This window comes from Amycolatopsis sp. 505 (assembly GCF_031625235.1).
In the GTDB taxonomy this organism is placed as follows: Bacteria; Actinomycetota; Actinomycetes; order Mycobacteriales; family Pseudonocardiaceae; genus Amycolatopsis.
Map to the genome: position 1 here is coordinate 550,623 of NZ_JACKQP010000008.1, position 26,207 is coordinate 576,829.

25 protein-coding genes and 2 pseudogenes are annotated in these 26,207 nt (G+C 66.5%); 14 read left to right on the forward strand and 13 right to left on the reverse strand.

Annotated elements, in window-relative coordinates; all coding sequences use genetic code 11:
• The 6 genes and pseudogenes from H5965_RS30425 to H5965_RS30450 all read left to right on the forward strand — a co-directional run.
• Nucleotides 1-381 (forward strand): annotated as a pseudogene (locus tag H5965_RS30425) (hypothetical protein); the annotation flags it as partial.
• A gap of 104 nt (nt 382-485) precedes the next feature.
• Nucleotides 486-1,451, forward strand: a complete 966-nt coding sequence (locus H5965_RS30430; protein WP_310974030.1) for an ATP-binding cassette domain-containing protein — start codon at nt 486-488, stop codon at nt 1,449-1,451.
• A 5-nt stretch (nt 1,452-1,456) separates the two neighbouring features.
• A complete protein-coding gene (locus tag H5965_RS30435; RefSeq protein WP_310974203.1) occupies nt 1,457-2,302 on the forward strand; it encodes an ABC transporter permease in 846 nt (281 codons plus the stop codon).
• 102 nt (nt 2,303-2,404) lie between these two features.
• Nucleotides 2,405-3,172 carry a VOC family protein gene (locus H5965_RS30440; RefSeq protein WP_310974032.1) on the forward strand — a complete coding sequence of 256 codons (768 nt, stop codon included), beginning with the start codon at nt 2,405-2,407 and terminating at the stop codon, nt 3,170-3,172.
• A 49-nt stretch (nt 3,173-3,221) separates the two neighbouring features.
• Entirely contained in the window at nt 3,222-3,590 is a 369-nt protein-coding gene (locus tag H5965_RS30445; protein WP_310974038.1) for a DoxX family protein, read from the forward strand.
• 346 nt (nt 3,591-3,936) lie between these two features.
• Nucleotides 3,937-5,310: an extracellular solute-binding protein gene (locus H5965_RS30450; protein ID WP_310974040.1), complete on the forward strand. Its 1,374-nt coding sequence runs from the start codon at nt 3,937-3,939 to the stop codon at nt 5,308-5,310.
• A 755-nt stretch (nt 5,311-6,065) separates the two neighbouring features.
• On the opposite strand, the gene H5965_RS30455 is transcribed toward H5965_RS30450, so the two are convergent.
• From H5965_RS30455 to H5965_RS30465, 3 genes are all read right to left on the reverse strand, one after another.
• Nucleotides 6,066-7,670 (reverse strand): GMC family oxidoreductase N-terminal domain-containing protein, encoded by a 1,605-nt coding sequence (locus H5965_RS30455; RefSeq protein WP_310974041.1) that lies wholly within the window; start codon nt 7,668-7,670, stop codon nt 6,066-6,068.
• 16 nt (nt 7,671-7,686) lie between these two features.
• The gene (locus H5965_RS30460) at nt 7,687-8,868 is read right to left on the reverse strand and encodes an acyl-CoA dehydrogenase family protein (RefSeq protein WP_310974042.1); all 1,182 of its coding nucleotides are present in this window, start codon (nt 8,866-8,868) and stop codon (nt 7,687-7,689) included.
• Between the two features lie 106 nt (nt 8,869-8,974).
• Nucleotides 8,975-9,757, reverse strand: coding sequence for a tryptophan 2,3-dioxygenase family protein (locus tag H5965_RS30465; RefSeq protein WP_310974044.1), 783 nt, complete (start codon nt 9,755-9,757; stop codon nt 8,975-8,977).
• 346 nt (nt 9,758-10,103) lie between these two features.
• Here H5965_RS30465 and H5965_RS30470 point away from each other — a divergent pair, with 346 nt between their 5' ends.
• Both H5965_RS30470 and H5965_RS30475 read left to right on the forward strand, forming a co-directional pair.
• Nucleotides 10,104-10,277, forward strand: a complete 174-nt coding sequence (locus H5965_RS30470; RefSeq protein ID WP_310974046.1) for a hypothetical protein — start codon at nt 10,104-10,106, stop codon at nt 10,275-10,277.
• Nucleotides 10,277-11,659, forward strand: a complete 1,383-nt coding sequence (locus tag H5965_RS30475; RefSeq protein ID WP_310974048.1) for an NDP-hexose 2,3-dehydratase family protein — start codon at nt 10,277-10,279, stop codon at nt 11,657-11,659. Before H5965_RS30470 ends, H5965_RS30475 begins: the two co-directional genes overlap by 1 nt.
• Before the next feature lie 84 nt (nt 11,660-11,743).
• Here H5965_RS30475 and H5965_RS46225 read toward each other — a convergent pair.
• The 4 genes and pseudogenes from H5965_RS46225 to H5965_RS30490 form a co-directional block, all read right to left on the reverse strand.
• Nucleotides 11,744-12,007 (reverse strand): annotated as a pseudogene (locus H5965_RS46225) (putative immunity protein); the annotation flags it as partial.
• Between the two features lie 167 nt (nt 12,008-12,174).
• Nucleotides 12,175-12,396, reverse strand: coding sequence for an MbtH family protein (locus H5965_RS30480; protein WP_310974051.1), 222 nt, complete (start codon nt 12,394-12,396; stop codon nt 12,175-12,177).
• 116 nt (nt 12,397-12,512) lie between these two features.
• The gene (locus tag H5965_RS30485; protein WP_310974053.1) at nt 12,513-13,742 is read right to left on the reverse strand and encodes a pyridoxal phosphate-dependent aminotransferase; all 1,230 of its coding nucleotides are present in this window, start codon (nt 13,740-13,742) and stop codon (nt 12,513-12,515) included.
• A 40-nt stretch (nt 13,743-13,782) separates the two neighbouring features.
• Entirely contained in the window at nt 13,783-14,583 is an 801-nt protein-coding gene (locus H5965_RS30490; protein WP_310974055.1) for an alpha/beta fold hydrolase, read from the reverse strand.
• Between the two features lie 187 nt (nt 14,584-14,770).
• Here H5965_RS30490 and H5965_RS30495 point away from each other — a divergent pair, with 187 nt between their 5' ends.
• Complete coding sequence (locus H5965_RS30495) at nt 14,771-15,967, forward strand: cytochrome P450 (RefSeq protein ID WP_310974057.1); 1,197 nt, start codon at nt 14,771-14,773, stop codon at nt 15,965-15,967.
• A 22-nt stretch (nt 15,968-15,989) separates the two neighbouring features.
• Here H5965_RS30495 and H5965_RS30500 read toward each other — a convergent pair whose 3' ends face one another.
• Entirely contained in the window at nt 15,990-17,738 is a 1,749-nt protein-coding gene (locus tag H5965_RS30500; protein ID WP_310974059.1) for a non-ribosomal peptide synthetase, read from the reverse strand.
• Nucleotides 17,739-17,985: 247 nt separating this feature from the next.
• Here H5965_RS30500 and H5965_RS30505 point away from each other — a divergent pair, with 247 nt between their 5' ends.
• Both H5965_RS30505 and H5965_RS30510 read left to right on the forward strand, forming a co-directional pair.
• Entirely contained in the window at nt 17,986-19,587 is a 1,602-nt protein-coding gene (locus H5965_RS30505; protein ID WP_310974061.1) for an AMP-binding protein, read from the forward strand.
• Nucleotides 19,588-19,741: 154 nt separating this feature from the next.
• Nucleotides 19,742-20,176 (forward strand): VOC family protein, encoded by a 435-nt coding sequence (locus H5965_RS30510; protein ID WP_310974064.1) that lies wholly within the window; start codon nt 19,742-19,744, stop codon nt 20,174-20,176.
• A gap of 231 nt (nt 20,177-20,407) precedes the next feature.
• Here H5965_RS30510 and H5965_RS30515 read toward each other — a convergent pair whose 3' ends face one another.
• A complete protein-coding gene (locus H5965_RS30515; protein ID WP_310974067.1) occupies nt 20,408-21,163 on the reverse strand; it encodes an SDR family oxidoreductase in 756 nt (251 codons plus the stop codon).
• Between the two features lie 219 nt (nt 21,164-21,382).
• On the opposite strand from H5965_RS30515, the gene H5965_RS30520 reads away from it, so the two are divergent.
• Nucleotides 21,383-22,228 carry an alpha/beta hydrolase gene (locus tag H5965_RS30520; RefSeq protein ID WP_310974068.1) on the forward strand — a complete coding sequence of 282 codons (846 nt, stop codon included), beginning with the start codon at nt 21,383-21,385 and terminating at the stop codon, nt 22,226-22,228.
• A 29-nt stretch (nt 22,229-22,257) separates the two neighbouring features.
• Here H5965_RS30520 and H5965_RS30525 read toward each other — a convergent pair whose 3' ends face one another.
• The 4 genes from H5965_RS30525 to H5965_RS30535 all read right to left on the reverse strand — a co-directional run bounded on the left by H5965_RS30525 (nt 22,258) and on the right by H5965_RS30535 (nt 24,188).
• Complete coding sequence (locus H5965_RS30525) at nt 22,258-22,563, reverse strand: helix-turn-helix domain-containing protein (RefSeq protein ID WP_310974070.1); 306 nt, start codon at nt 22,561-22,563, stop codon at nt 22,258-22,260.
• 241 nt (nt 22,564-22,804) lie between these two features.
• Nucleotides 22,805-22,990, reverse strand: coding sequence for a hypothetical protein (locus H5965_RS30530; RefSeq protein WP_310974071.1), 186 nt, complete (start codon nt 22,988-22,990; stop codon nt 22,805-22,807).
• Nucleotides 22,991-23,126: 136 nt separating this feature from the next.
• Nucleotides 23,127-23,324: an NUDIX domain-containing protein gene (locus H5965_RS46230; protein ID WP_396136963.1), complete on the reverse strand. Its 198-nt coding sequence runs from the start codon at nt 23,322-23,324 to the stop codon at nt 23,127-23,129.
• An 87-nt stretch (nt 23,325-23,411) separates the two neighbouring features.
• Entirely contained in the window at nt 23,412-24,188 is a 777-nt protein-coding gene (locus H5965_RS30535; RefSeq protein ID WP_310974073.1) for a helix-turn-helix transcriptional regulator, read from the reverse strand.
• Between the two features lie 502 nt (nt 24,189-24,690).
• Here H5965_RS30535 and H5965_RS30540 point away from each other — a divergent pair.
• Both H5965_RS30540 and H5965_RS30545 read left to right on the forward strand, forming a co-directional pair.
• Nucleotides 24,691-24,975, forward strand: a complete 285-nt coding sequence (locus H5965_RS30540) for a hypothetical protein (protein WP_310974075.1) — start codon at nt 24,691-24,693, stop codon at nt 24,973-24,975.
• A gap of 380 nt (nt 24,976-25,355) precedes the next feature.
• Nucleotides 25,356-26,195: an AfsR/SARP family transcriptional regulator gene (locus H5965_RS30545; RefSeq protein WP_310974076.1), complete on the forward strand. Its 840-nt coding sequence runs from the start codon at nt 25,356-25,358 to the stop codon at nt 26,193-26,195.
• Nucleotides 26,196-26,207: the final 12 nt, after the last annotated feature.

The following is a 26,207-nucleotide window of genomic DNA, read 5'->3' on the forward strand; positions in this document are numbered from 1 at the left end:
GCTCGAGGACGTGACGAGATCGTCGAACTGGTCCGCGACGGCCTGCAGCGCACCCACGACCCGGACATGCTCAACGCGTCCATCGCCATGTTGCCCATGCTGACCAGGTCAGATGCCATCGCGCACGTTGGCGAGCGCGTCGCGCACCTGGAAGCGGAGCTCGTCGTGCGGGCCGAGTGGCAGGAGCACCCCGATCGGGACATCCCCGAGCACATCCCCGAGCACGTCCGCGAGCAGGCCGAACTGTGGGCGGGACACGCACGCACCGAACTGGAGTGGGCGAAGAGCCTGAGCAAACGACTGTCCGAGGGCGCCTACACCATGGCCGATGATCCGGGGTCGTGGCGAACGGTCCCCGATCCCCTCAAGATGCACCTCTAATCAAACTTGACTAGACGCTCCTCCCTGTGCCATTCTGACCAAGTACTCAAACTTGACTAGGCTCAACTAATCCGTTCGCAACACCGAGAGAAGGACTCGAACCCATGGGAAAACTCGCGATCGAGACGAGAGGGTTGAAGAAGAGCTTCGGCGAGACCCACGCGGTCGCCGGTGTCGACCTGTCCGTGAGCGCCGGGAGCGTGTTTGGCGTGCTCGGTCCGAACGGGGCGGGCAAAACCACCACGATCCGCATGCTGGCCACGCTCCTGCAGCCCGACGCCGGAGAGGCGCAAGTGCTCGGCTACGACGTCGTGCGTGACGCCCAGGCGGTGCGAAGCAGGGTGGGCCTCACCGGGCAGTACGCGTCGGTCGACGAGGACCTCACCGGGGCGGAGAACCTGTTGTTGCTCGCCAGGCTGCTCGGCTACTCACGCCCCCGAGGCAAGGAGCGGGCGGCCGACCTGCTCGACGCGTTCGGCCTTGCCGAGGCGGCCGACCGGCAGGTGAAGAAGTACTCCGGCGGGATGCGCCGGCGTATCGACATCGCGGCGAGCCTGGTCGTCCCCCCCGAACTGATCTTCCTCGACGAGCCCACGACCGGGCTCGACCCGCGCAGCAGGAACCAGGTCTGGGAGATCGTCAGGGGCTTGGTCGCCCAGGGCACCACCGTGTTGCTGACCACGCAGTACCTCGACGAGGCCGACCAGCTGGCCGACCGGATAGCGGTGATCGACCACGGGAAGGTGATCGCCGAGGGCTCGAGCGGCCAGCTCAAAGCATCGGTCGGCGCCGGCTCGCTGCACGTACGGCTACGTGCGCCCGAGCAGCGGGCCGACGCCGAACGGGTCCTCGCCGCCGCGCTCGACGAGCCGGTCGAGCTCTCCGCTGACCCGGCCGCGCTGTCCGCAAGGATCTCCGACCCCGAACGGGTCTCCCGTTCCCTGGCCGAACTGTCCCGCAGCGGCATCGACGTCACCGAGTTCGCGCTCGGTCAGCCGAGCCTGGACGAGGTGTTCCTCACCCTGACCGGACGCACCGCCGAAAAGACTCCCGAGGAGGAGGCCGCATGACCACCATGACCACCACGTCCGCCGAGCAGGCGTCGGCGCCAGTCACCGAGGACGCGCTGCGCCGTGTGCTACTGGTCGGTGAGCGCCCGTCCCGACCCGGCCCGGTGCGCACCTCATTGACATTCGGCTGGCGCGCTCTGCTGAAGATCAAGCACCTCCCGGAGCAGCTCGTCGACGTGACCATGTTCCCGATCATGTTCACGCTGATGTTCACCTACCTGTTCGGCGGCGCGCTCGCCGGGTCGACAGGGGACTACCTGCAGTTCCTGATTCCGGGCATCCTGGTGCAGGCGAACGTCATGATCACCATGAACACTGGCATCACGCTGAACACCGACATCCAGAAGGGGGTGTTCGACAGGTTCAGGTCACTTCCGGTGTGGCGGCCATCCCCGCTGGTCGGCGCCCTGCTCGGCGATCTGGTGCGCTACTCGATCGGGTCGGCGGTCGTCATCGGGCTCGGACTGGCCCTGGGGTTCCGGCCGGAGGGTGGCGCCGCCGGCGTGGTGCTCTCGGTCGCGCTGCTGCTGGTGTTCTCGTTCTGCCTGTCGTGGCTGTGGACGATGCTCGGCCTGATCCTGAGCACGCCGAACTCGGTGGCGGGGGTCAGCATGATGGTGATGTTCCCGCTGACGTTCGTGAGCAACATCTTCGTGGACCCGAAGACGATGCCCGGGTGGATGCAGGCGGTCATCGACGTCAACCCGATCACCCACCTGGTGAACGTGGTACGCGGCCTGATGCACGGCTCGGTCCCGGCCGGGGAAATCGGCTGGGTGCTCGTCTCGGCCGTACTTCTCGTCGCGGTCTTCGGCCCGCTCACCATGGCCCGCTACCGCAACAAGAAGTAGCTGCCGCTACCGCGAGCACTCGGCCGAAATCAACTCCGGCAACCCGGCCCACTCGGCCAACGCCAGCACCGATACCAGGCCCTGACACGATAAGGAGAGACGATGAGCGAGCTGACCACCACGCAGCCCGCTGGCACACCGACCTGGATCGACCTGGGCATCCCGGATCTCGACCGCGCGATGACCTTCTACGGCGCGTTGTTCGGTTGGGAGTTCGATGTGGGACCGGCGGAGTTCGGCCACTACACCCAATGCTTGCTACGGGGCAAACCCGTCGCGGCCATCAGGCCGAACCCCGATCCCGACGCCACGGACTTCTGGTGGAACGTCTACTTCGCGACGGATGACTGTGACGCCGCGGCCGCCCGAGCGCGAGACGCGGGCGGCGCGGTCATCACGGGCCCGATGGACGTGCTGGACCAGGGCCGGACGGCGATCATCAAGGACACCACCGGTGCGCAGTGTGGACTGTGGCAGGCCGGTGCCCACATCGGCTGCGAGATCGTCAACGAGCCGAACGCCCTGCTCCGCAACGACCTGGTCACCGCGGAATCCGGGCCCGCGCGTGACTTCTACGTCGCGGTCTTCGGCCACACGTTGGATGCCAACCCGGACCGGCCTGAGCTCGACTTCACGTTCCTGCGCAGACCGGATGGCCACGAGATCGGCGGCATCGCCGGTGACCCAACGGCCACGAAGTCCCGTTGGGGGACCTTGTTCCAGGTGGACGACGCCGATGCGGCGGCGCAGCGAGCGGTCGACGCGGGTGGGACCTCGACCGAGCCCTACGACATGATCTACGGGCGGGTCGCGAACATCACGGACCCGTTCGGCACGGAGTTCGATGTCGGTGCGGCGATGACGAGCTGAACCGGCGGTCAGCTACTTTCTTGAAGCATCGAGTTCGAGAGGAATCGCAATGAACATTGCACTGTGGATCGTGGCCGGACTGCTCGCGGTCGCCTTCCTGGGGGCGGGAGCCAGCAAGCTCGTCACACCGAAGAAGAAGCTGTACGACAAGGGCATGACATACGTCGAGGACTTCTCCGACGCCCAGATCAAGACCATCGGCACGCTCGAAATCCTTGGCGCGATCGGCCTCATTGTGCCCGCGTTCATCTCGGGGGCGACCTGGCTCGTCCCCACCGCCGCGACAGGCCTGCTCCTGACGATGATCGGCGCGGTGGTCGTGCACATCCGGCGCAAGGAACAGTTCGTTTCGCCGCTCGTGCTCGGGTTGCTCGCGGCGTTCGTTGCTGTCGGCCGGTTCTGGATCGAAACCCTCTAGGAGGTCGTCACGCGGCAGCTCCGATCCGGAGCTGCCGCGTCCACTCAGGAATCACCCCATCGCCACCCCCGATGAGCAGCGCCTGACAGCCGGCAGCCAGCGCGCGGCGGGAGTCGTCGTGTCACGCAGGTCCCCGGCCCAACGTCATTCAGGTCGGGCTCCCAGCGGTCGAGCCGGGTCTGCTCATCGCCGAACTCACGGATTGCCGTATGCCTCGACCCGAGGCAACTCACGTCGCACTCGAGAAGACGCCGGATCCGCCCGGCCGCGGAAACAATAGCGGCGCGCCCTCGCGCATGCGGCGTCTGGACGCTGGCAGTTCACGTAGGCGAGAACGGAGAAGGATATGACCGGGCCAGGCGTGACCGAAATTACCGCGTGGATCATCGAACATAAATTCACTCCGCCCGGTGGTGAAGCCCGCCCGTCCGAAACCTACGACGGTGAAGAATACCTCCAACCGATTCTGGAAATGGCCCGCGAGTTCGAGCGGGCCCACCCGGAGTACGCGGTGCGCGTCGAGGGTCACGATCCCTGGACGATGGCGGAAGAAGTCGCGCGCGCCGCCGAGCGCGGGGAGGCACCGGACATCGCCGAGTACTACGCCACCGCGACCCAACTCGCCTACGATACCTACACGCCAGACGGTAAGCCGCTGTTTACGTCCATCGAGAGGGCTCTCGGCGGCCGCAAGGAAGTGCTGGGGGAGCGTGTGCTGATCGACGACATCGAACCGCTCTCACGGAGCTTCTACACGTATCAGGGCGACCAGTTCTCGGTGCCCATGACGGCCACCACTCCCCTGCTGTACTCGAACATGACGATCCTGCGCAAGGCCGGGATCGACACACCCCCCAGGACCTGGGATGAGCTCGTCACGGCGTGCGAGGCGGTCGCGCGGCTCGACGAAGCTCCAGCCTACGGGGCGGCCTGGCCCAACAACGGCTGGATCTTCCAGCAGGCACTGGCGCAGCAGGGCGGTCTCCTCGCGAACAACGGCAACGGCAGGGAAGCCAGAGCTACCGTGGTCGACCTGGCCTCCAAGGAAATGATCTCGTGGGTCGAGTGGATGCGGGACTTGCATGCGGCCGGTCACTACGTCTACTCAGAGGGGGCCTTCTGGAGCGCGTTCGAGACATTCGCCCGGCAGGATGCGGTGTTCGCGCTGAGCTCGTCGAAGCAGGCCGAGGAGTTCGTCCGTTCCGGCGAGGAGAATGGCTTCGAGGTGACCGCGAGTTCGATGCCGTTCAACTCGTCGGTGCCCTACGTGGGGAGCCTGGTGTCGGGGTACTCCCTGTTCCTGCGGGACGGTCTCGACGAAGCCAAGCGGGACGGCGCGCTCGCGTTCATCCAGCACCTGATCAAGCCGTCGAGCATCATTCGATGGCACCGGGCGCACGGATTCCTCCCCATCACCAACGAGGCTTACGACACGCTGGAGGGCGAGGGCTGGTTCGCGGCCAATCCACATCATCGAGCGGCCAGTGACCAGCTCCGCACGTCGGCGCAGTGCGCCGCGACGTCCGGTGCGTTGTTGGGTGACTTCGCGGGCGTCCAGCACGCCATGACCAGGGCATTGAAGGACGTTTTGTTGTCAGGCGCGGACCCCGGTCCGAGGTTCGAGCAGGCGACCGAGGAGGCACAGCGTCTCCTGGATGACCACAACGCCGCCTGCCTGCGGCCGATCCCCTCGACCCCGGCGCGGCTCGAGGTGTACTGACGTGGAGGACCTGTCCTGACGACGATCGAGGGTGTCAGCGGATCGCGACTTCGGGCCCTGCCATCATCAGGTGGTGCCTGAAGGCGCGAGACCTGCGCGATGTCTCCTCGGACGACCGAGCCGACGGATGGTCGGTGCGATCATGCCGTCCCGCGATTTCCGGCGGGACAAGGTGCGCGGAGCGGAGACGCTCGCGATGCCGGCAGACCGACCAAGGTCGGCGGGTCTACGACCGCGTGAATGACAGCGGCCTGTCCGCACGCCACATCGGATCAGGCAGGCGATGGAACCCTGGTGACGCAGGGAATGATCCGCTATGCCGGGTCATCGATGTGGATCGGGAGGTCATTCCCGTCGCGCACAGGGCTATGGCGTGGGAGCCGTGGCGCGGTCGCCGCTGATGGCGGCACCCCGGCGTACCGCCGGGGGTCAGACGCCGAAGAACCGCTGGAGTATCGGCGCAACCGCCTTGGGGCCGGCGACGTGGCCCTCCTCGACCGCGGCGGTCGTAGCTGTAAACCGTGGACACCCGGTGCGGCGACAGCACCACGACGACCACGCCACCTACCGAACCCCTCGACGTGCTCGAACTCGCCGGCCGGCCGTCGCAGCAGCGTGCCGGTGCCGCACCCACCTGGAGCAGGCTCCAAGTGGGTGCGGGATCCTGGCGCGGAACCGCGCCGGCCACCGCTTTCGCGGTGACCACCTCGTTCCCGGCTGCCCGTGCGCCAAGCCCGGAGTAGCTTGGCGAACGGTCAGCGACCCCGGTCGGCGGCGGCCAGCGCCCTCGCCTCCGGCAACTCCGCCGCTTCCGGGGCGGGGATGCCGCGGATCAGGTCGGCCGCCTTCTCCGCGACGACGATCGCCGTTGCATTGGGAATCCCGCGGCCGACCTCCGGCATGACGGACACATCGACCACCCGCAGCCCATCGACGCCCCGCACGCGCAGGTCGGCGTCGACCACCGAGCCCATCGCACAGGTACTCGTCGGGTGGAAGATCGACTGCGTGTACTTCCTGGCGTAGGACTTCAGGTCCGCGTCCGATTCCGATTCCGGGTAACGGAACACGCCCTCGTTGTAGAGCCGCATCGCCGGCTGCCTACCGATGTCCATCGCGATGCGCAGCCCGATCAGGGTGCGCTCCAGGTCCGAAGGATCGGCGTAGTAGTCGTGCACGATCCTGGGCTTGGCCGTGGGATCGGCGGACGCCAGGTGCACCCGGCCGCGGCTTTGCGGGGTGGCGACCGCGGGACCGAACGAGATCGCGTGCGCGGTCGGCGGCCCGAGGCCGCTGTCGGCCAGCATGCCCGGCGCCGCGAAGAACTGCAGATCCGGCGCGGCCAGGTCGCTTGCGGTGCGCACGAAGCCGCCCGCCTCGGGCCCGTTGGACGCGAGCGGCCCGCGGCCCTCGCGCTGGTACAGCTCGACATTGGCGGGCTCGCCGGCGGCCAGCAGGCTGATCGGCTGGGAATGCGTGAGGATGAGCGGCACCAGCGCGTGGTCCTGCAGGTTCGCGCCGACCTCCTCGTTGTCGGCGACCACCGGAACGCCGAGTTTCCGCAGCGTGTCGGCGGGGCCGACACCGGAAAGCATGAGCAGCTGCGGGGAGTTGTACACGCCGCCGGAGAGCAGCACCTCGCGTTCGGCCCGCAGGACGATCTCGTCCTCCAGCCGGTACCCGACGACGCCGGTCGCCCGGCCGTCCTCGATGAGCACCCGGTGCACCTGGAGGTTGGTCTCGACGGTGAGGTTGGGCCGGTCGATCACCGGGTGCAGGAACGCCGCCGCCGTGCTGCAGCGACGTCCGTTGCGCTGGGTGACCTGGTAGAAGCCGAAACCGTCCTGCTCCGGGCCGTTGAAGTCGTCGTTGGCCGCGAACCCGGCCTCCGTCGCCGCCGCGATGAACGCCGCCGTGCTGGGGTTCTTGGACCGGTTCTCCGACACCGACAGCGGCCCGCCCGCGCCGTGGTAGGCCGACGCGCCACGCTCGTTGTCCTCGGACCGCTTGAAGTACGGCAGCAGGTCCGCGTAGGCCCAGCCCGGCTGGTTCCACGAGTCGTAGTCGTACGGGTTGCCCCGCGCGTAGGCCATCGCGTTCATCGAGCTGGTCCCGCCGAGCACCCGGCCACGGGGCAGGAACACCCGCCGGCGGTTCAGCTGGGCCTCGTCGTGCGTGTCGTAGTCCCAGTCGACCTGGGTCCGGAACAGCTTGGCGAACGCGGCGGGCACCTGGATGTTCGGATGGCTGTCCGTCGGGCCCGCCTCGACCAGGCAGACCCGGATGTCCGGGTCCTCCGTCAGCCGCGCCGCCAGGACGCAGCCTGCCGATCCCGCACCGACGATGATGTAGTCGTACATACCGCTCCTTGGCTGATCAGAAGAACTGCGTGTTCGGGGCGAGGCCGCACAGCACCCGGCCGTAGATCTCGTAAAGGATGTGCGGCGTGTTCAGGGCGTGCTGGGTGAGCGCGTGCAGGTCGCGCCAGGTGCGCTGGATGGGCACGCTGGAGAAGATCGCCGAGCCGCCGCTGCCGACGTAGAGCGTGTCGACCGCCTCCAGCGCGCGCTTGCAGGTGGCGCCCATGGCGATCCGGGCCAGGGCCCGGTCCTCGGTGGACCACTCGCTGTGGTCGGCGACCTTCGCGTCGACGAGGTCGGCGACCCGGTAGGCGTGGAAGGCGGCCTCGTCGATCGCGACCCGGGCCTCCGCCACCTGCAGGTGCGTCATCGTGGCTTCGCGCTGGTCGGTGTAGTCGGTGTAGGTGATCTTGCGGCCGGGCATCCGGTCGGTGAAGCAGTCCCACGCCGCACGGGCCATGCCGACCACGTTGCCGACCGAACACGCGGACGCCAGCGCGGCGAGCGGGGCGCGGTACATGTCGATGTCCGCGTTGAGGACCGAGGCGGACTGGTTGGTCAGCAGCGCCATCAGCGGCAGCGTGCGTTCCGCGGGGACGAACACGTCTTCGGCGACCGTGGTGACACTGCCGGAGCCGCGCAGGCCGGTGGTGTTCCAGTCGTCCACGATTCCCAGGTCCGCCATCGGGATCAGGGCGACGATCGGCTCCATCTCGCCGCTGTCGTTCGGGGTGACCGCGATCGCGACCTGCCAGTGGCTGTGCAGCGCACCGCTGATGAAGCCCCACTGTCCATTCACGACATAACCGCCCGGCGCCTTCGCAGCCATGGCGGTGGGGCTGAGCGTCCCGCAGACCCGGGCGTTCTCGGTGGCGTAGACCTCGTCCTGGACGGCGTCGGGGAACAGGCCCACCATCCACCCGGGGATCCACCACACCGACGCGATCCAGCCGACGGCGCCGTCACCGCGGCCCAGCTCGGCCGCGACGTCGACCACGGTGCGGGTGTCGCACTCGTAACCGCCGTAGCGGGCCGGAATCCGCATCTTGAAGACGCCCGCCGCGGCGAGGGCCTCGATCGTCTCCTCGTGCAGGCGCCGGTTCTCGTCGGTCCACTGGGCGTGATCGCGGAGCAGCGGAACGAGCTTCGTCGCCCGATCGACGAGTTCGTCGTGGGTGGGGGGCTGGAGCGTCACCATGGCCTCCTCGGTGGCCTCGGCCTGGACAGAATCGAAGGGCGCCTTGCGTCAAGGCATCGTTTCCCGCGGCGTTCCGGGATGGCGTCTCCCGCATTGCGAACGGCCGTCACAGCTTGCTGCGCATCGCCCACAGGTCGGGGAACATCTGGTGGAACAAGGTCGAACGCAGGTACGAGACTCCCGACGATCCGCCGGTGCCGGTCTTGTCGCCGATGATCGCCGCGACGAACTTCACGTGCTGGTAGCGCCACTGCTGGAAGCACTGGTCGACCTCCATGAGCGCGTCGCAGATCTGCGCTATCACGCCGTCTTCGAGGTAGGCCTTCCGGAGGGCCTGCTGCACGTCTTCGGACGGAGCAGATGGCTTGGACACGTCGCGGTCCAGTACGGAGTCCGGCATGGGATACCCGCGGTCGTCGAGGAAACGGGCGAACGAGTCGAAGACGGTCGGTCGACGTAGAACCTGCTCGAGCTCGGCGCGCTCACCAGCACCGACCCGGTAGTACTCGAACATCTGCGGATCTCGCCTGCCGAGCACCGCCTCGATCCGCCTGAACTGGGTGGACTGCGCCCCGCTCCCGCCGCCGAGCGCGTGCCGGAAGCTGTTGAACTGGCGCGGCGTCAACGTCGCCATCACGTCGGCGTTGGCAACCACGGCACGAACCAGTACCGCGGTGCGCTGCAGCGTGCGCAGGGCGGCGCCGTCGGCGCCGTCGGCCAGGTGGTCCTGGAACCTGGCGAGCTCGTGGAGGATCAGTTTGAACCAAAGTTCGTGGACCTGGTGCGTCACGAGAAAGAGCAGCTCGTCATGCTCGCCCGTCCGCGTACGCTGGATCGACAGTAGTTCGTCGAGTGCCAGGTAGGCGTGATACTCGCCAGTCTCTTCCACGATTCCAGGTTAGACACGCCGGGACGATTCGCGACAGCACGGCGAACAACGAGAGCAATGGTGAAGCAATACGGTCCACCGAGGCGTGGAACTCAGGCATACCGCAAGAAGTTCCGCCCCAGGCCGTGTGGGACGTTGTAGGTTTGGATGACAAACCACCGGGCGGGGGACCACGCGAACGAGGTCGTCGCCGAATTGAGCGACGACCACGCCGCGACGACGCCGGCGGCACTCGCGAGTGCGGCTCGGGTCACGCGACGCATTCGGGAAGACGACTTTGCCGAACGCCTGGGCGCACACTCTGGGCACCGGATCGACTGGCTCCGTGCTCAGGGAGGCGCACAGCGTGATCAATATCCTCCAGCCGACGTCGGGTGCGGACGAACTTGCCGCAGCCGGCGACGTTTTCGCCTCTTCGTGGATCGACCGGGAGCGGATGACCTCGGTCGGCTCCTGTCCGGAAGGCGTGTCGATGCAACTCGTCGGCGTGCGGGAGCGCACCGACGGTCGGGAGCGGTGATGGCGAGCCCGCTGGAGCAGGAGGGCTCGGAGGCCGACATCGTCGCGGACCTCGCCGTGTCGGCGGCCACGACGCGTGGATTCCACCTGTCCACTGCCGAGTTCGACGACTGGTTGGTAGAACGTTGTGTGGCCAACGATTTCGAGGTCTCGCGTGTCCCGCTCGACGAACTCGACCACTGGACGTTCGCCGGCGACAGTGGAAATCTGACCCACCGCAGCGGCCGGTTCTTCACGGTCGAAGGGTTGCGGGTGCGGGCGGCGGACGGAGCGGTGCCGGAGTGGCATCAACCGATCATCAACCAGCCGGAGATCGGCATCCTCGGCATCGTCGCCAAGAGGTTCGGCGGCGTCCTGCACTTCCTCATGCAGGCGAAAATGGAACCGGGGAACGTCAACCTCGTGCAACTGTCGCCGACGGTGCAGGCCACGAAGAGCAATTACCGCAGGGCGCACGGCGGCAGCGAGGTGGCCTACCTGCACCACTTCATCGGCCCGCGACGCGGCAAGGCGATCGTCGACGTGCTTCAGTCCGAGCACGGTTCGTGGTTCTACCGCAAGCGCAATCGCAACATGGTTGTCGAGGTAACTGAGCACGTCGAGGTCGGACGCGACTTCTGCTGGCTGACTCTCGGCCAGATCAACGAACTTCTGGCTCGCGACTACGTCATCAACATGGACTCGCGGACGGTGCTGTCCTGCCTGCCGGCGAGTTCGGTGCCCGCGTGGTCGCGTGACGCCACCCTGCCCGGCGCGCACCGAAGCACGAACGCGTTGCTGAGGTGGCTCACCGAACGGCAGGTCGACAGCGAACTCGACGCACAACGGGTGCGCCTGACCAACCTCCCCGAGTGGATCCGCACCGACTGGGAAATCACGCGAGGTGACGGCAGGTTCTTCAGTGTCGTGGGGGTGTCGGTTCGCGCGGGTACCCGCGAGGTGTCGAGCTGGCACCAACCGCTGATCGAGCAGCACGGGCACGGGATCGTGGCTTTCGTCGTCAAGGAGTTCCGCGGCGTCCTGCACGTTCTGGTCCGCGCGACGATGGAGGCAGGTTTCCTCGGCGCCATCGAGCTCGGCCCGACCGTGCAATGCGTCCCCGCCAACTACGCTCCGGGCGACGCACCGTTTCTGTTGGACTACGTCATGGCAGCCGGCCCCGAGCGGATTCGCTACGCCGCTTTCCATTCGGAAGAAGGTGGCCGGTTCCGGAACGCGGCGAGCCAGTACATGATAATCGAGGCGGACGAGACGCTGCCCAAGCTAGTGCCTGCCGACTACACCTGGGTCGCCGCGGGCCAGCTCGCCGAACTGCTGAGGCACAGCCATTACGTCAACGTTCAGGCCCGTAGCCTGGTGGCCTTCTTGAAGACGCTACCGTAAAGTGGTCGTCCGCCGGATCATGGCGGACCTGTGGGACAAGACTCGCCCGCGGGCCGATCGCGCAGGTGGCGCGGGAGTTGGCGGTCAACGAGGGCACGCTGGGCAACTGGTGTGCCCGGGATCGTCGTGCGCGTGAGGGTGGCAATGGTAGCGCAACACCCTCGAGCGGGCATTCGGCCACGTAAGCAATGGCGCGGGGCCTACCTCCATCAGCTCATCAGCGCCATACGGGCGGGCCCGACCAGTGGCGGCGAAAGGAACGTACTTCACCCCGCCTGCAGCCGCATGCGGAGCATGCGTTGGCACGTGAGTCGTCGCAGCAGCATGACCGGCCGCCCGGGCTGCAGCCCGGGCGGCCGGACGTCACTCACGTCGCGAGCAGCCATGCCCGACCCGCCTTGATCGCCATCCGCGGGGGAGTCATCTGCCGCCACGCGGGCGAAGTTCTGCGGCGCTGCTCCGGACCGTCCCGGTTCGGATGCGTATACCGGTCAGATCCGCGGCTGCTCGCCGCGTTACGCCTTGTCGGCCGCCATCGCTTCCTGCAGGCTTCGCGGCCGCATGTCGGTCCAGTTCTCCTCGACATAGGCGAGGCTCTCGGCTCGTGTCGCCGGACCGAACTTGGCCTGCCAGCCGGCCGGAACGTCCTCGAACGTCGGCCACAGTGAGTGCTGGCCCTCGTCATTGACCAGTACGAAGAACTCACCGTTGTCGTCATCGAAGGGGTTCACACTCATGAGTCAGCTCCCGAGTCGAGGTTGGTCAACGGCCCGACAATGCGGCTGGTCTCAGCCGCATTGTCGGGCCAGTACATTTCTTGGTGTGACATCACCTGGAGCAGCAGCTCATGAAGTCACCGTGCCTTCCGCTCGTCAACGAAGGCAAGAAGCGCATCCACACCCGACTTGAGAATCTCTGGATCCACGCAGAAGGCGATCCGCACAAGGTTGTCCGCATGGGAATCGGTGTCCATCGCCACCAGAGCGCCTCGGTCATCAAGCTGCGGACGTAACCCGAACCCCGAGCCGGGAACAACGGCCACACTACGTTCCGCGAGCAACTGCGCTGAGAAGGCCTCTGCTCCCAGACCGGTGCTGCTGACATCCACCATCGCGTACCACCCGCCGGATGGTAGCTCGCGGATCAGGCCGGCGTCTCGAAGTGCGGGTAACACGGTGTCTCTGTTCTGCTGTACCAACTTTCGGTTCGCCTGTGCAACATCGGGCATCTCCAGCGCCGCGATGCCGCCGTACTGCACCGGTGTCGGCGGAGCGATGATGCCGGCCTCTTGCACCACCCTCAGCCCGGCGGCTGCCTCCTCCGTCGCCGGCACGACGTAGCCGAGCCGGTAGCCCGTCATCGCCAGGCTCTTGGAGAACGTGAAGACGCTGTGCACGATCCGCTGCTCCACGGGCAGTTGGCGTTCACTTGCCGCCAGGGACAGATGGTCGCCCTCGTACACGAAGTGCTCGTATGCCTCGTCGCTGATCACGTGCCATCCACGATCGCGCGCGAGGGTGAGCAGACCCTCTATCCGGTCCGCGTCCAGTACCGCGCCGGTGGGATTGGCCGGCGAGTTCACCAGAAGGATCCGGGTGTTGGGTCCCGACCTCTCGGCGATCGATTCGAGGTCCGGGAAGTACCTGTCGTCGAGTGAGTAGAACACCGGGCGCAGACCCGCGAGCAGGCTCTGCTGCACATGGATCGGCCAGTGCAGCTCAGGAAGCAGGATCTCGGTCCCCGGTTCGGCCAGCGACAGCAACAGCGCCTGCAGTCCTTGACAGGAACCCGGCGTGACGAAGATCCGCGAGATCGGCGCGTCGATGCGGTTCTCCCGTTCCAGCTTCGCACTCAACGCGCGCCGCAGTTCCGGAAGACCTTCGACATCGGTGTACGTCGTCCGGCCGGCCCGCTGAGCTTCCGCGATCGCCTCGGCGACCTCGGGAGGGGAGGTGAAGTACGGCTCTCCGACGTGAAGTCTGGTCACCGGTGACCCGGTGGCCAGCGCGCGGGCGTCGGCGGCACGAAAGATCTGGTGCAGCGACGACGACGGAATCGCTGTGGCAATAGGCGGATGGCTCATCGTTTCGGTCCCCAACTCATGGTCAGTTGCGCGGTCACTGTCAGGTCGAGACACTGCTGCCAGGCGGAGGAAGTCGTGCGGCCACGCACCACGAGGCTGCTACGTCGGCGAAGACGTCCTCGAGCAGTTCACCGACGGCTGAGAAGACGTGGAAGTGCCCACCCGAGCGACGACGTACGGAGAATGACCCAGTGGTGACTTCGCCCCACTCAACCAGCTCGGACTCGTTCACGAGCGGATCGCCGATGCCGTGGTAACAGATCACCGGACAGTCGAGCGAGGGCGGGTTCACCGGCGGTTCGTAGAGCTCGTTGGCCCTGATGTCCGAGCGCAGAATCGGCAGCAGAACCTCACGCAAGTCGGCGTCGGCGGCAATCTCCGGCTCGACTCCACCGTAGCCGCAGACGATCGACCACAGTTCGTCGTCGCCATGGAGATGGGTTTTCCCCCCACCGGCCAGCCGCGGCGGAGGCGACGCCGAGATGACGAGTTGCACCGGCCGTACTCCGCTGCGCTGCAGCGAGAGCGCGGTCTCGTAGGCCACCAAAGCGCCGAAACTGTGCCCGAACAACAGCAGCGGGGCGTGGGGCTCGAGAGTCAGGAGTTCCGCGCTCACGGACGACGCCATCCGCCGGACATCCTCCACGGCGGGTTCGGCGAACCTGTCGCCACGACCCGGGTACTGGGTCACCACCAGTTCGGCCTGGGCGGGCAGCTCGTTGGCAAAGCCGGCATAGCTCGCGGCCGCACCACCGGCGTGCGGAAAGCAGACGAGCCGGATCGCCGGCCGCGGGATGACGTGCGACCGCCGTAGCCAACCTCGGTCCCCGGTAGGAGTCATGACCTCCACCTAACGTTCAAGCAGACATGCTCTATCAGAGCCTTGCACCTCTGCGGGTGGCCGGGCTTGAATCTTTCGTCTCTCAGTCACCGGTGAAGGAACTACGCAAGACACTCCGGACTCGACGAGTCGCCTAGTCACGCTGGCACTTGCTGTCCGCACGAAGGTCCGGCTGAAGGAGACGCAGGTGGGTGCTGGCGAGTTTCTCGATCTCACGGATCCGGCGACGTTCGTCCGGCACGAACCGCGTGACTACTGGCAGGTGATTCGGCCGCAGCATCCCATCTACTGGCACGACTCCCCCGGCGATCTGCCGGGATTCTGGGTGGTCACCAGGTTCGGCGACATACAGGCGGCGTACCGCAACGCCAAATTCCTGAGCTCGGCGCGCGGCACCGTGCTCGACGTACTGCTGCACGGCAACGACTCCGCAAGCGGCAAGATGCTCGCCGTCACCGATCGCCCCCGCCACCAGCAGCTGCGGAACCTGATGCTGCGGGCGTTCTCCCCCAAGGTCCTCGGACCGGTGGTCGAGCGGGTCGAGCAACGCACCCGGAGTCTGGTCGCCAGCGTGGTCGATGTGGGCACGTTCGACTTCGCCGCCGAGGTCGCCGAGCACATCCCGATGACGACGATCTGCGATCTCCTGTCGATCCCCGACGGCGACCGCGCCGAGCTGCTCAGGTGGAACAAGCTGGCCCTGTCCGCGGACAGCGAGGAGGTTGACGACCTCGACTCGCTGATCGCCCGCAACGACATCGTTTCCTACTTCATGGATCTCGCCAAGCACCGCCGGGAGAACCCCGGCGATGACGTCATCACCATGATCGCGAGCACCCAGGTCGACGGCGAGCTGCTCAGCGAGGAAGAGGTCGCCCTGAACTGCTACAGCCTCATCCTGGGCGGCGATGAATCGTCCCGGATGTCAGCGATCGGAGCGGTCAAAGCACTGGCCGAGAACCCTGGGCAGTGGGCCGCGCTGCGGGCCGGCGTCGCCTCCCTCGACGACGCGGTCGAGGAGGTGCTGCGCTGGGTCACGCCCGCTATGCACTTTGCCCGGACCGCGCTCACCGACCTGGAGATCGCCGGTCAGAAGATCCGGGCCGGGGACATCGTCACTTTGTGGAACACCTCGGCCAACGACGACGAGACAGTGTTTCCCGATCCGCGAACGTTGGACCTGGCACGCAAGACCAACAAGCACCTCACCTTCGGCCACGGGCCCCACTTCTGCGTCGGTGCGTTTCTGGGCCGGGCGGAACTGCGGGCCCTGTTGTCCTCGCTCGCGGAGTCGGTGCGTTCAATCGAGCTGGATGGCACGCCCTCGCGGATCTACTCGAACTTCCTGTTCGGCTACAGCAGTTTGCCCGTCAGCTTCCGGTGAGCGGACCCGTCTCAGTCGCCGGTCAGACGGCCCTCTCCACCACCAGCGCCAACTCCGAGATACTGCCGGCCTCGAAGAGTGAGCGGATCGGGATCTTGATGCCGAGGTCCTGCCGGATCCGCGCGGCCAGCTTCGTCGCCAGCACAGAGTGCCCACCGATCTCGAAGAAGTTCTGATCCGGGGTGACCACCGGCAGGCCCAGGAGTTCGGCGACGATCGCGCACAGCACGTCGGCGTACGGCATACCCTCCTGCCAGCTGAGCTGTTCGGCAGGGGGCTCGGCGGGGCGCGGTCGCAACGCCTTCCGGTCGATCTTTCCGTTGTGCGTCGTCGGAAGCTGGTCGAGCAGGGTGACTGTCGACGGCACCATGAATTCCGGCAACATACGGCGGACGTGGTGGCGCAGCTCCGACTCGGTCACTTCCGCCCCCGGCGACGTCGTCACGTACGCAACCACACGGGCGTCTGCCAGTTCCCCTTCCACCGCAGCGACGGCGAGTTTGACCGCGGCGTGACCGGCCAAGGCTGCCTCGACCTCGGCAAGCTCGACCCGGAAGCCACGAACCTTCACCTGGGCATCGGCGCGACCCGAGAAAAGGATCTCTCCATCAGCCCGACGCGAGCCGCGGTCGCCGGAGCGGTACATCCGGCTGCCGGGTGCTCCCTGTGGATCGGCGACAAAACGGGTGGCAGTGAGGCTCGGACGGTTGAGATAACCGCGGGCCAGCCCGGGCCCGGACAGGTACAGCTCCCCTTCGGCGCCGTCGGCAACTTCTTGCATGCGCTCGTCGAGCACCTGGACGGTCTCGCCGAGCCAGGGCGTCCCGATGGTGATCTCGTCGACAGCCGGGTCGACCGGTCCGCTGAGGGTGGAGCCGACAGTCACCTCGGTCGGACCGTAACCGTTGAAGAGCCGTCGACCGGGTGCCCACTTGCGGACCAAGGTCGGCGTACAGGTATCGCCCGTCGACATCACCGTGCCGCCTAGCAGAACGCCATCGGCGTCAGTGGCACTCAAGGCCACCGGCGGCAAGGTCGCGTGGGTGATCCGGTGCTTCAGCAGGGTTTCCCGCAACGGATCTCCCGGCAGGACGTCGTCTGAGGACACCATGACCAGCGCGGCTCCGGACAGAAGCGCAAGGGTGATGTCCCAAAACGCGGCGTCGAAGCTGATCGACGCCCACTGCAGCACCCGGTCACCAGGGCCCGGACCGATTCGGTGCGCGTGAGTTGCGAGCATATCGCCCGTACCTGCATGGGTCACCGCCACGCCCTTCGGCGTACCAGTGGAGCCTGACGTGTAGATCACGTACATCAAATGGGATGTGTACAACGGAGACAGCCGCTCAGCGTCAGTCAGGTCGCCGGTCGCCTCACCTTGGATGTCCTCCTGCAGGTCAGGGTCGTCGATCACGTAGTCGGCCACCTCGTCACTCAGGCGGGAAACCTGGCTCGACCGGATCACCAAGACGGGGCTCGCGTCGTCGATGATGTGCGCCAGCCGATCATCCGGGTAGGTCGGGTCCAGCGGAAGGTACGCGCCGCCGGCCTTCAGCACGGCCAGCAGCACGATGATCAGCTCGTCCGAGCGCGGTATGGCGACCGCCACCAAGGAATCCGGCCCGACTCCCAGGGCCACCAAGCGCCTGGCCAGCTGGTTCGCGTGGGTGTTCAGCTCGGTGTAACTCAAACTGATGTCACCGAAGATGACCGCGGGCTGGTCGGGGAAGCGGGCAACAGTCGACTCGAACAACTCCGGAACCGTGGACAAGGTCAACTCCTTGGATCAGCCGACTCAGGGAAGGGACACCGCACCTGCTACGGACCCTAGAAGCCCAGGCCGATGACGACCATCGAACTGACAGAGACAGGACAGCGCCGAACCAAACCCGCACGGGGCTCCTGTCGCGTCTCTGTCAGCACGATTGCCTGACGGCGGCGGATGCCAGATGGTGAAGACCGTTGGCCTGTCGTACCGCTGGTCCTCAGTTCGATATCTAGTCTGATCGGGAGCCGAGATGCTCGAAGGCTGCGTTTCCTGGCCCGACGAACTCGCCGAGCAGTATCGCCGCCAGGGTTATTGGCAAGGGCGATCGCTGGGCGAGCTCCTGGAGGCGGCCTGCGCCGAACATGCCACCAAGGTGGCTGTCGTGTACGGCGAGCAGCGGCTCACGTACGCGGACCTCGCAGCCCGCTCCGACCTCGTAGCCCGGCAGTTCGTGGCTCGTGGGATCGGCCCGCTCGATCGGGTCGTCGTGCAGTTGCCGAACGTGCCGGAGTTCGCGACCGTGGTTTTCGCGTTGTTCCGGCTGGGTGCCATTCCGGTGCTGGCTCTGCCGGGGCATCGCAAGCACGAGCTCGTTCACCTGGCCTCCCAGTCCGGCGCCGTCGCACTGATCGTGCTGAGCGAGTTCCGAGGCTTCGACTACCGGCAACTCGCCCAAGAGGTGCAGCAAGACGTCCCAGGGATCGAGCAGGTGCTGATTGCGAACGAGCTCGCCGACAGCGCGCCGGAGACGCGGTATCCGCAGGTCGATCCGTCCGAGCCGGCTTTCTTTCTGCTCTCCGGCGGGACGACTGGTCGGCCGAAACTGATCCCCCGCACGCACAACGACTACGCGTACAACATGCTGGCTACCGCGGAGGCGCTCCGGGTCGACAGCACGTCGACGTACCTGGCCGTGAACCCGGTCGCCCACAACGCCGCGCTCGGTTGCCCTGGGCTGTTCGGAACGCTGCTCGTCGGTGGCAAGGTCGTACTCGCCCCGACTTCCCGGCTGGCGGAGCTGATCGGGCTCATCCGTGCGGAGCAGGTCACGCTCACGACGTTGGTACCGGGAACCGTGCGGCTTTGGATCGACTACGCGCAGCGGACGCCTGTCGACCTTTCCGGCGTCCACTTGCAGATCGGCAGTTCCAAGCTGACACCTGTGCAGGCCGAGGAAGCGCGCCAATTCCTGAACTGCGACCTGAGTCAGTGGTTCGGTGTCGGCGAAGGGCTCCTCACCTACACCCGGCTTGACGACCCGGATGAGGTGAGGTTCAACACCGAGGGCCGTCCAATGGCTCCCGACGACGAAATCCGGGTTGTAGACGACGCCGGCCACGACGTACCGGACAACGTCGAAGGTGAGCTACTGACGCGAGGCCCATACACCATACGCGGCTACTACCGTGCCGAGCAGGAGAACACCGACTCCTTCACGTCGGATGGGTTCTTCCGGACCGGGGACCTGGTGCGACGCAGGTCGGACGGCAACATCGTCGTCGTCGGCCGGCTCAAGGACGTGATCAACCGGTCTGGCGACAAGATTCCGGTCGAGGAGGTGGAGGAACAGCTCATGGCGCATCCCGGCGTCCGGGACGCGGCGGTCGTGGGGGTCGAGGACCCAGTACTGGGTGAGCGCACCTACGCATTCGTCGTACTGCGAAACGAGAGCGTCGAGCTCCAAGCCCTGAAGGCATTCCTGCGAGATCGCGGTCTCGCGACCTACAAGATCCCGGACAAGCTCGTGTCCGTCTCCGAACTGCCCCGCACGCCGGTAGGTAAGGCGGACAAGGTCGCACTGCGCGCCCTGGCCACCCTCACCCCGCCCGGCGCCGGCCGACAGGCGGCATGAAACACCCCCGCGCCGGGGTCAAGGCCAAGCCCTCCGGGTGGCCTCCGGCCGGCCTTGACCCCTCCTGCGGCGGAGGACGAAATCGGCCTGCTGACTCGCGGGGCCCAAGGTGTCGGCCAGGGGCCGTCACCCCTTCCTAGCCTCGGAGGTGCCGGTGTACGACCCCGACGCTGGATTCCCCGGAGTAGTCGTCGAACTTGGCTACACCGACGTACCGGCCGCCGTAGCCTGGCTCGCCCGGGTCTTCGGCTTCCGCGAAATACTCCGCCAAACCGTCGACGGCACTGTCTGCCACGCCGACCTGCACACCGGTGCCGGCGTCGTCATGCTCGCCAAGGTCAGCGAGCGGCTCACCACCCCGCCCACCGGTGTGCCAGCCGTTGCTCAGGTGATCGTCTGGGTCGATGACGTCGACAAGCACTACGCCCGCTCGCGCGCCGAGGGTGCCCGGACCCTCCACGAACCCCGCGACAAACCCTGGGGCCTACGGCAGTACCTCGCCCTCGACCACGAGAACCACCTGTGGGAGTTCACCCAGCACGTGCGTAACGTCCCCGCCACCGAGTGGGGAGCGACGACCTTCGCATGATCGACACCGCCTAGCTACAACGGCAGCCGAAGGGATCACCTCTGTTGGGACGGCTGATCGACGTTCCCACAGCATCGGGGAGTTCGAACCTGCCGTTGTGATCCGGTGTGCTTAAGAGGGGTGCCGGTGTACCGCTCCCGCACCGGCACCGGATCCCACTGCGAGGTCGACATGAACTATTGCAAGCCTGATCACGAAAGAACGTGCCCGGTCACCTGGCATCCAGCCGGATCAGGTGGTCCGGCCGCCGTCGACCGGTAAGAGCACACCGGTGACCCACCCCGACGTGTCGTCATCGAGGAGCAGGGTGATCCACCGGGCGATCTCATCGGGTTCGCCGAACCTCTCCAACGGGGTCGACGCCAGCAAGTCCGCACGGAGGGTCTGGGTCTGTGGACCGGTAAGCCCCAGGTCGTCGTACATCGGCGTGTCGACCGGGCCGGGCAGGATCGCGTTCACCCGGACCTGTGGCGCCAGCTCCCGTGCCCACGACCGGGTCAGGCTGTTCACAGCGGCCTTCGTCGCGCCGTAGAGGGATCGGTTCGGCATCGCCAGAAGGCCACCGACCGACGACACGTTCACCACCGCGCCACGATGCTTGCGCAGTTCCGGTAAGCAGGCCTGCAGCACGTTCACCGGTCCACGGAGGTGCACCGCGAACATGGCGTCCAGATCGGACGGCGAGGAAAATTCGATCGGCGCGAAGCGCGCCAGGCCGGCATTGTTGACGACTCCGCTCACCGGACCGCACCGAGCCGTCAGAGTCCGTACCGCGTGCTCGACCTCGGCTGCCGAACCGACGTCGGCGGGCAGCGCTACCACCTCACCGGGCTCGTCCCTGAGGTCATCGCACAGAGCCAGCAGTGGTTCCTTGCGCCGACCGATCGCGCCCACCCGCGCGCCTGCCCGGCACAACCTTGCACACGTCGCACGGCCGATCCCCGAACCGGCGCCGGTCACGACTACAGTTCTGCCGGACAAGCTCATCCGCGTACGCTCCTCATTTGCAGTTTCCCCGACGCTTCGCCCACAGCCGGCCGCATGCTGACGGCACCAGACGCTACCCGTGCCCCACGACACCGACCACACCTACGAAATGTCTTTGAAAGATGCTTTAGATCGGTCTTTCAGAATCCTGTTAAACAGTCGAAACGTTGCCGGGACAAATGTTAGCGTGTGACACCGTACTAGTTGGGGGTTATGACAATGACGACCATCCGGGGCGACTTGGACCAACAGTACTCGCCCAGCTCGTGCATTACCGACATCGAGTACTACCTACACGAGTACGCCACACGGAGCGCAGGCGCCCGAGCCACATACCGGCATCATACCGTGCATTATGGGTATTCCGATGTCGAGCAACTTGACCTCTTTCCGCATTACGACGCCAACACACTGCTGGTCTACGTGCACGGCGGCAACTGGCAGCAGCTCAGCAAGAACGAGTCCAGCTTCGCCGCGCCTGCCGCCTTGCACGCCGGCGCGGCCTTCGCTGCCCTGGGCTACGGTCTCGCACCGAACTACGACCTCGACGCGATTGTGGCAATGGTGCGCCGTGGCCTGCTGTGGCTGGTGGACAACGCGCACACCTATGGCATCGCGCCGGGCCGGATCCACCTCAGCGGCAGCTCGGCGGGTGCGCACCTGGTCGCCATGGCCCTGACCGACGACTGGCTGCCCGACGGGCGGACACCAGCCGAAGTGTTCGGCTCAGCCACACTGCTCAGCGGCATCTACGACCTCGACCCGGTCCGGCACAGTTACGTCAACGATGCACTGAGCCTCACGGAGGAATCGGCTCGCCGCAACAGCCCCGTCCAGCACGCCCCAGTCAAGGCGCCACCGATCACCGTCGCCCGTGGCGGACTCGAGACACCGGAGTACGCCCGTCAGCACGACAACTACGTCGCTGCCCTACGTGCGAACGGAATCGCCGTCGAGGAAATGGTCCTCGCGCACCGAAATCACTTCGACCTGCCGTTCGACCTCGCCAACCCGGACACACCTGTCGGCAGCACCTTGGTCCGACTGCTGACCAGCAACAGCTGAGCACTGCGAGCGGTCGGCAGCCAGCCGCTTCAGGAGCGCATAGCCTCCAGGATGTATCCTCGGCCCCACGCGGTGCGGATCGACAGATCGATCGACTGAAGTCTTCGGCGGAGCCGCATGATATGCAGGTCGAGCGAGTTCCTTGTAAGAGTCGTCACCTGCGTTGCCAAATAGTTCGTGAGCTCGTTGCGGTACACTACCTCGCCGAAGCGTTCGACGAGCAGGGCCATGAGGTGGGCCTGAGTGGTCGAGATCGTGATCGAGTGACTGCCGAAGATCAGAGTTCCCGCTGAGTCGATCCTCGGCGCCCGGCGGCTGTCGAACCGGTTCTGCAAGGCATTGACCCTCGCATCCAGGTCAACCCGAGATATCGGTTGGCGAGCCCAATCTTCAATCGGGTCGTTGCTGACCGGCGGTACCGCGCCTCCTTCTACGACAAGTAATCGAGGTCTCCCCTCAAGCTGATAGCGGTTCCGCAGGTCCGCCTGCGCGGGCCACCTGACGAAGACTACGTCGGAGTTCCGACTCCCCATCATTGGTCCTCCAGTCCCGATCAATAATCGCTTGTAGAAATATTCATCCCCGAGCTCTGTGGCGCCGACGTCGACTGGAGGGACTGAAGGCCCCCGCGATCCACCGCGGCGGCGAGCGCATCGGCGTCGGGTCGGCCAGCCGGACGCGCACACCGCTGCGGGTCAGCGCGAGGCCGATCGACGTGCCGATCGTGCCTGCGCCGAGCGCGATCACAGTGCGGAGGTCCACGAGCACGACGGTACGGCCGCCTATCGGAGGTCGTCCTCTCTTCGAGTGCACACTCCCCCGTTTCAATCGTCGGCACCTGCCGAGGTCGCCGGTCGCTCCGATGACCGCACGCAAGCAACGGTGGCGTCACCCGCAGCTATGCCCCGTGGCCACGGAGCACGAAATGCTCCGCATTGGCGACACCGGCCATCGGCTGGACATACGACAGCTCGGAAAGCCGGTGCGGTCGCCAACCGGTCTCCTCCACCACCTCACGCACGGCGGCTTCCACCGGTGTCTCTCGTAGTCGGGAAGCAGGCCCCGGTCCAGCGCCTCGGCGAGGAAAGGCGCGGATGCGGACGTCGGCACACCGCCCACGCGTCCGGAGCCGGGCCGCCCAGCGAGACCGAAACCGCCCCCGACCGGCGACTCAATCCTCAGGTCAGGCCGCAACCCGCAGCTCGGGACGGGCCAGATCGCGGCTCATACCGCGCGGGAAGGTCTCGGAGGCCAGCGTGATCGCGATGGGCGGATCGGTCGGTTGCAGTTCGCGCAACCGCAGGGACACCCTGGTGGCGCCACCCGGCGACACGGCGACCGGCTGCCGAACCGTGCCGAGGTAGATGCTCTCCGCGCCCCCGCCGTGCGCGCCCTCGGCGACCGCGAGCACGGTCCACCGCCCTGGCGGCACGTCCGAGATGGTCAGCCTGGTCGAGCCGACACCGGCCTGCGCGGCGTACGCCACGGGCCCGCACTGCGGGATGCGCTCGGCGAACAGGCCGACCAGCACGTTGGCCGGTGCGGCCGCGGCGGGCAGGTCGACCGTGGCGGACACCGACGCCGCGCCCTGCACGGGCAGCCCGCTCGCGCCGGGCAGTGCCTCGGCCGGGGGCACCCGGTGGAAGTCGGGGCTCACGGCGAGCAGCAACTCGCGTACCTCCGGGCTGCGGTACTGGGTGGGGGTCATGCCGACCGCCTTGGTGAACCGGCTGGTGAACGTGCCGACGCTGTTGTAGCCGACGCTGGACACGACGTCGGCCACGGTGAGATCGGTGGTCAGCAGCAACCGCTTGGCCTCGAACAACCGGACGGCGGTCAGGTAACGGCCCGGCGTCACGCCCGTCAGCTCCGCGAACACCCTGGAGAGATGAAAGGGGCTGACGAACACCTCAGCCGCTATCTGGCCGAGGGTGATGGGGTCGAAGTAACGATCGCGCATCGCCGAAATTGCTTGCTGGACGGCAAGTTGCATAGGTCTCTCCTCCGGTCCTCGAGAACGATCCGCAACCGCCGGATCAACTCGACTCCCCATGGACTCCAGCATTGGCGGCACAGTCCGGAACCCTGGAGACAAAAATGTCCTACCTGCTGTGGTCCCTGCTCACTCGCGGCCTCTCACTCGCTTCCGAGTCACCGCACGTCCCTGACCGGGCGGCTCGGCCCCAGTTCGCGTCGTGGTCCGCCCCGGCCACGACCTACCGGAGCGCCGCGCGAGGTGCGGCGACGTTCCGGCTCGTCATTGCTTCCGACGTCCGTGTCGACGAATCGCGCCGTCAACCTCGTCTGGGAGCCAGCATGACGCCATCTGTTCTCACGCTCGTCAAAGAGGGATCAAGGACCAGCCAAGTCAGTGGTGCCCAGCCGGTGGCACGGGCAGTGCGCACGCGGTGGGCCGCTGGGGGGGCAGCCGCATCACCTGATTGTCGTAACGACAAGCACTGATGAACCGGGTCGCCGGCTTCATGCTCAAGGACGCGCCTTCCGACAAGCTGGCGAACGCCATCAGGAACGTCGCGGCAGACCAGCGCGCCGGCATCGCCGACGCTGAACTCGCCCCACCTGGTGACCGCCACGAGGAACTCGCTCTCCGGATCAGCCTCGACCAGGACGTCCTCAATCAACGACCACAGCCGTACCGTGCTCGAAACGCCGTCGTCGGGCTGCTGGTTCAACACACCAGCCGCAACCGGCGAGGGTTGCTCCACTGGTCGAATTCGTCTATTTGAAGATCGATGGCCTAGACATTGCTCGACTGTTCAGAGTAGTGTTTGCTGCCATCTTGCGCACTTTCTGGACCCGATCAGCCATCATTACCCCTCAGTATTGTGCAGCGCGTGACCAACCAACAGACTACTGGCGGTTCGGGAAAGTCAGTCTTGAGCTGGAAATTCTGGTTTCGTGTCGCCGATATCACCAATGCACAATCCATGAACCGCATATGCGTTGACCATAGGTGCCGCGGGCCGGATTCAAATCGGTATTCGTGGCCGGTGCACTGCCGCGGCCACGATCGATCTGCCAATGTTCAGGAATCGACCGTCGCTTGGATCGACATCGAACTGGGTGGACGTCAACCAGCGACGGAAGTCACCGATGGGAGCCACGTATGTTGGATTCCGACCTGGCGCTATGGGACCGATCTGACGACGCCTCGGCCGGGTTCGCCGGCCAGCCCAACGGTGGGCCGCACTTCACCCTGCTCGGCCCCTTGGAGGTCCGCAAGGACGGCGAGGACCACGCGCCGACGGCACCGAAGGTGCTCCAGGTGCTGGCGATGCTGCTCATGCGTCCCGGCAAGGTCGTGCAGGGTGATCTGATCATCAAGGAGCTGTGGGCGGGCGACCCGCCCCGCGGCGGCCGGACCACCATGCAGACACACGTCTGGCAACTGCGCAGGTACATCGAAGCCAACGGATTCGCCAGCGACGGCGACCAGATCATCGTGACCAGGGCACCCGGCTATCTGCTGCGCGTCGACCCTGGCCAGGTCGACGTCGCCGTGTTCCAGTGGCTGGCCCGGGAGGGCAGGGCGCTGTTCGACCGGCAGCACTACGCCGAAGCCGCCACCGTCCTGCGCAAGGCACTGGACCTGTGGGGCGGGCCGCCGCTGGCCAACGTGACATGCGGCCCTGTGCTCTCGGTGTATGCGACCGACCTGGAGGAACAGCGACGAAACACGCAGCGCCTGTGCATCCATGCCGAGATCGAGGCGGGCATGTACCACGACCTGATTGGCGAGTTGCGGTCGCTGATCGCCGCCAGCCCCCTTGACGAGGGCCTCAACGGCCAGCTGATGCGGGTGCTCAACCTCAGCGGCAGGCGGATCGAGGCGCTGGAGCTCTACCGGCAGTTCCGGGCAAGGCTGAGCGGCGAGGTCGGCCTCGAGCCGTGCAACGAGCTCCAGGAGCTGCACCACGTCCTGCTCTCGGACCAGTCGCACCGCTGAAGAGGCCACGCG

Bases quoted from the DNA above. Each gene is read 5' to 3' on its own strand.
- H5965_RS30430 (WP_310974030.1), top strand. From the start codon at position 486: ATGGGAAAACTCGCGATCGAGACGAGAGGGTTGAAGAAGAGCTTCGGC.
- H5965_RS30435 (WP_310974203.1), top strand. From the start codon at position 1,457: ATGACCACCACGTCCGCCGAGCAGGCGTCGGCGCCAGTCACCGAGGAC.
- H5965_RS30440 (WP_310974032.1), top strand. From the start codon at position 2,405: ATGAGCGAGCTGACCACCACGCAGCCCGCTGGCACACCGACCTGGATC.
- H5965_RS30445 (WP_310974038.1), top strand. From the start codon at position 3,222: ATGAACATTGCACTGTGGATCGTGGCCGGACTGCTCGCGGTCGCCTTC.
- H5965_RS30450 (WP_310974040.1), top strand. From the start codon at position 3,937: ATGACCGGGCCAGGCGTGACCGAAATTACCGCGTGGATCATCGAACAT.
- H5965_RS30455 (WP_310974041.1), bottom strand. From the start codon at position 7,670: ATGTACGACTACATCATCGTCGGTGCGGGATCGGCAGGCTGCGTCCTG.
- H5965_RS30460 (WP_310974042.1), bottom strand. From the start codon at position 8,868: ATGGTGACGCTCCAGCCCCCCACCCACGACGAACTCGTCGATCGGGCG.
- H5965_RS30475 (WP_310974048.1), top strand. From the start codon at position 10,277: ATGGCGAGCCCGCTGGAGCAGGAGGGCTCGGAGGCCGACATCGTCGCG.
- H5965_RS30480 (WP_310974051.1), bottom strand. From the start codon at position 12,396: ATGAGTGTGAACCCCTTCGATGACGACAACGGTGAGTTCTTCGTACTG.
- H5965_RS30485 (WP_310974053.1), bottom strand. From the start codon at position 13,742: ATGAGCCATCCGCCTATTGCCACAGCGATTCCGTCGTCGTCGCTGCAC.
- H5965_RS30490 (WP_310974055.1), bottom strand. From the start codon at position 14,583: ATGACTCCTACCGGGGACCGAGGTTGGCTACGGCGGTCGCACGTCATC.
- H5965_RS30505 (WP_310974061.1), top strand. From the start codon at position 17,986: ATGCTCGAAGGCTGCGTTTCCTGGCCCGACGAACTCGCCGAGCAGTAT.
- H5965_RS30515 (WP_310974067.1), bottom strand. From the start codon at position 21,163: ATGAGCTTGTCCGGCAGAACTGTAGTCGTGACCGGCGCCGGTTCGGGG.
- H5965_RS30520 (WP_310974068.1), top strand. From the start codon at position 21,383: ATGACGACCATCCGGGGCGACTTGGACCAACAGTACTCGCCCAGCTCG.
- H5965_RS30535 (WP_310974073.1), bottom strand. From the start codon at position 24,188: ATGCGCGATCGTTACTTCGACCCCATCACCCTCGGCCAGATAGCGGCT.
- H5965_RS30540 (WP_310974075.1), top strand. From the start codon at position 24,691: ATGAACCGGGTCGCCGGCTTCATGCTCAAGGACGCGCCTTCCGACAAG.
- H5965_RS30545 (WP_310974076.1), top strand. From the start codon at position 25,356: ATGTTGGATTCCGACCTGGCGCTATGGGACCGATCTGACGACGCCTCG.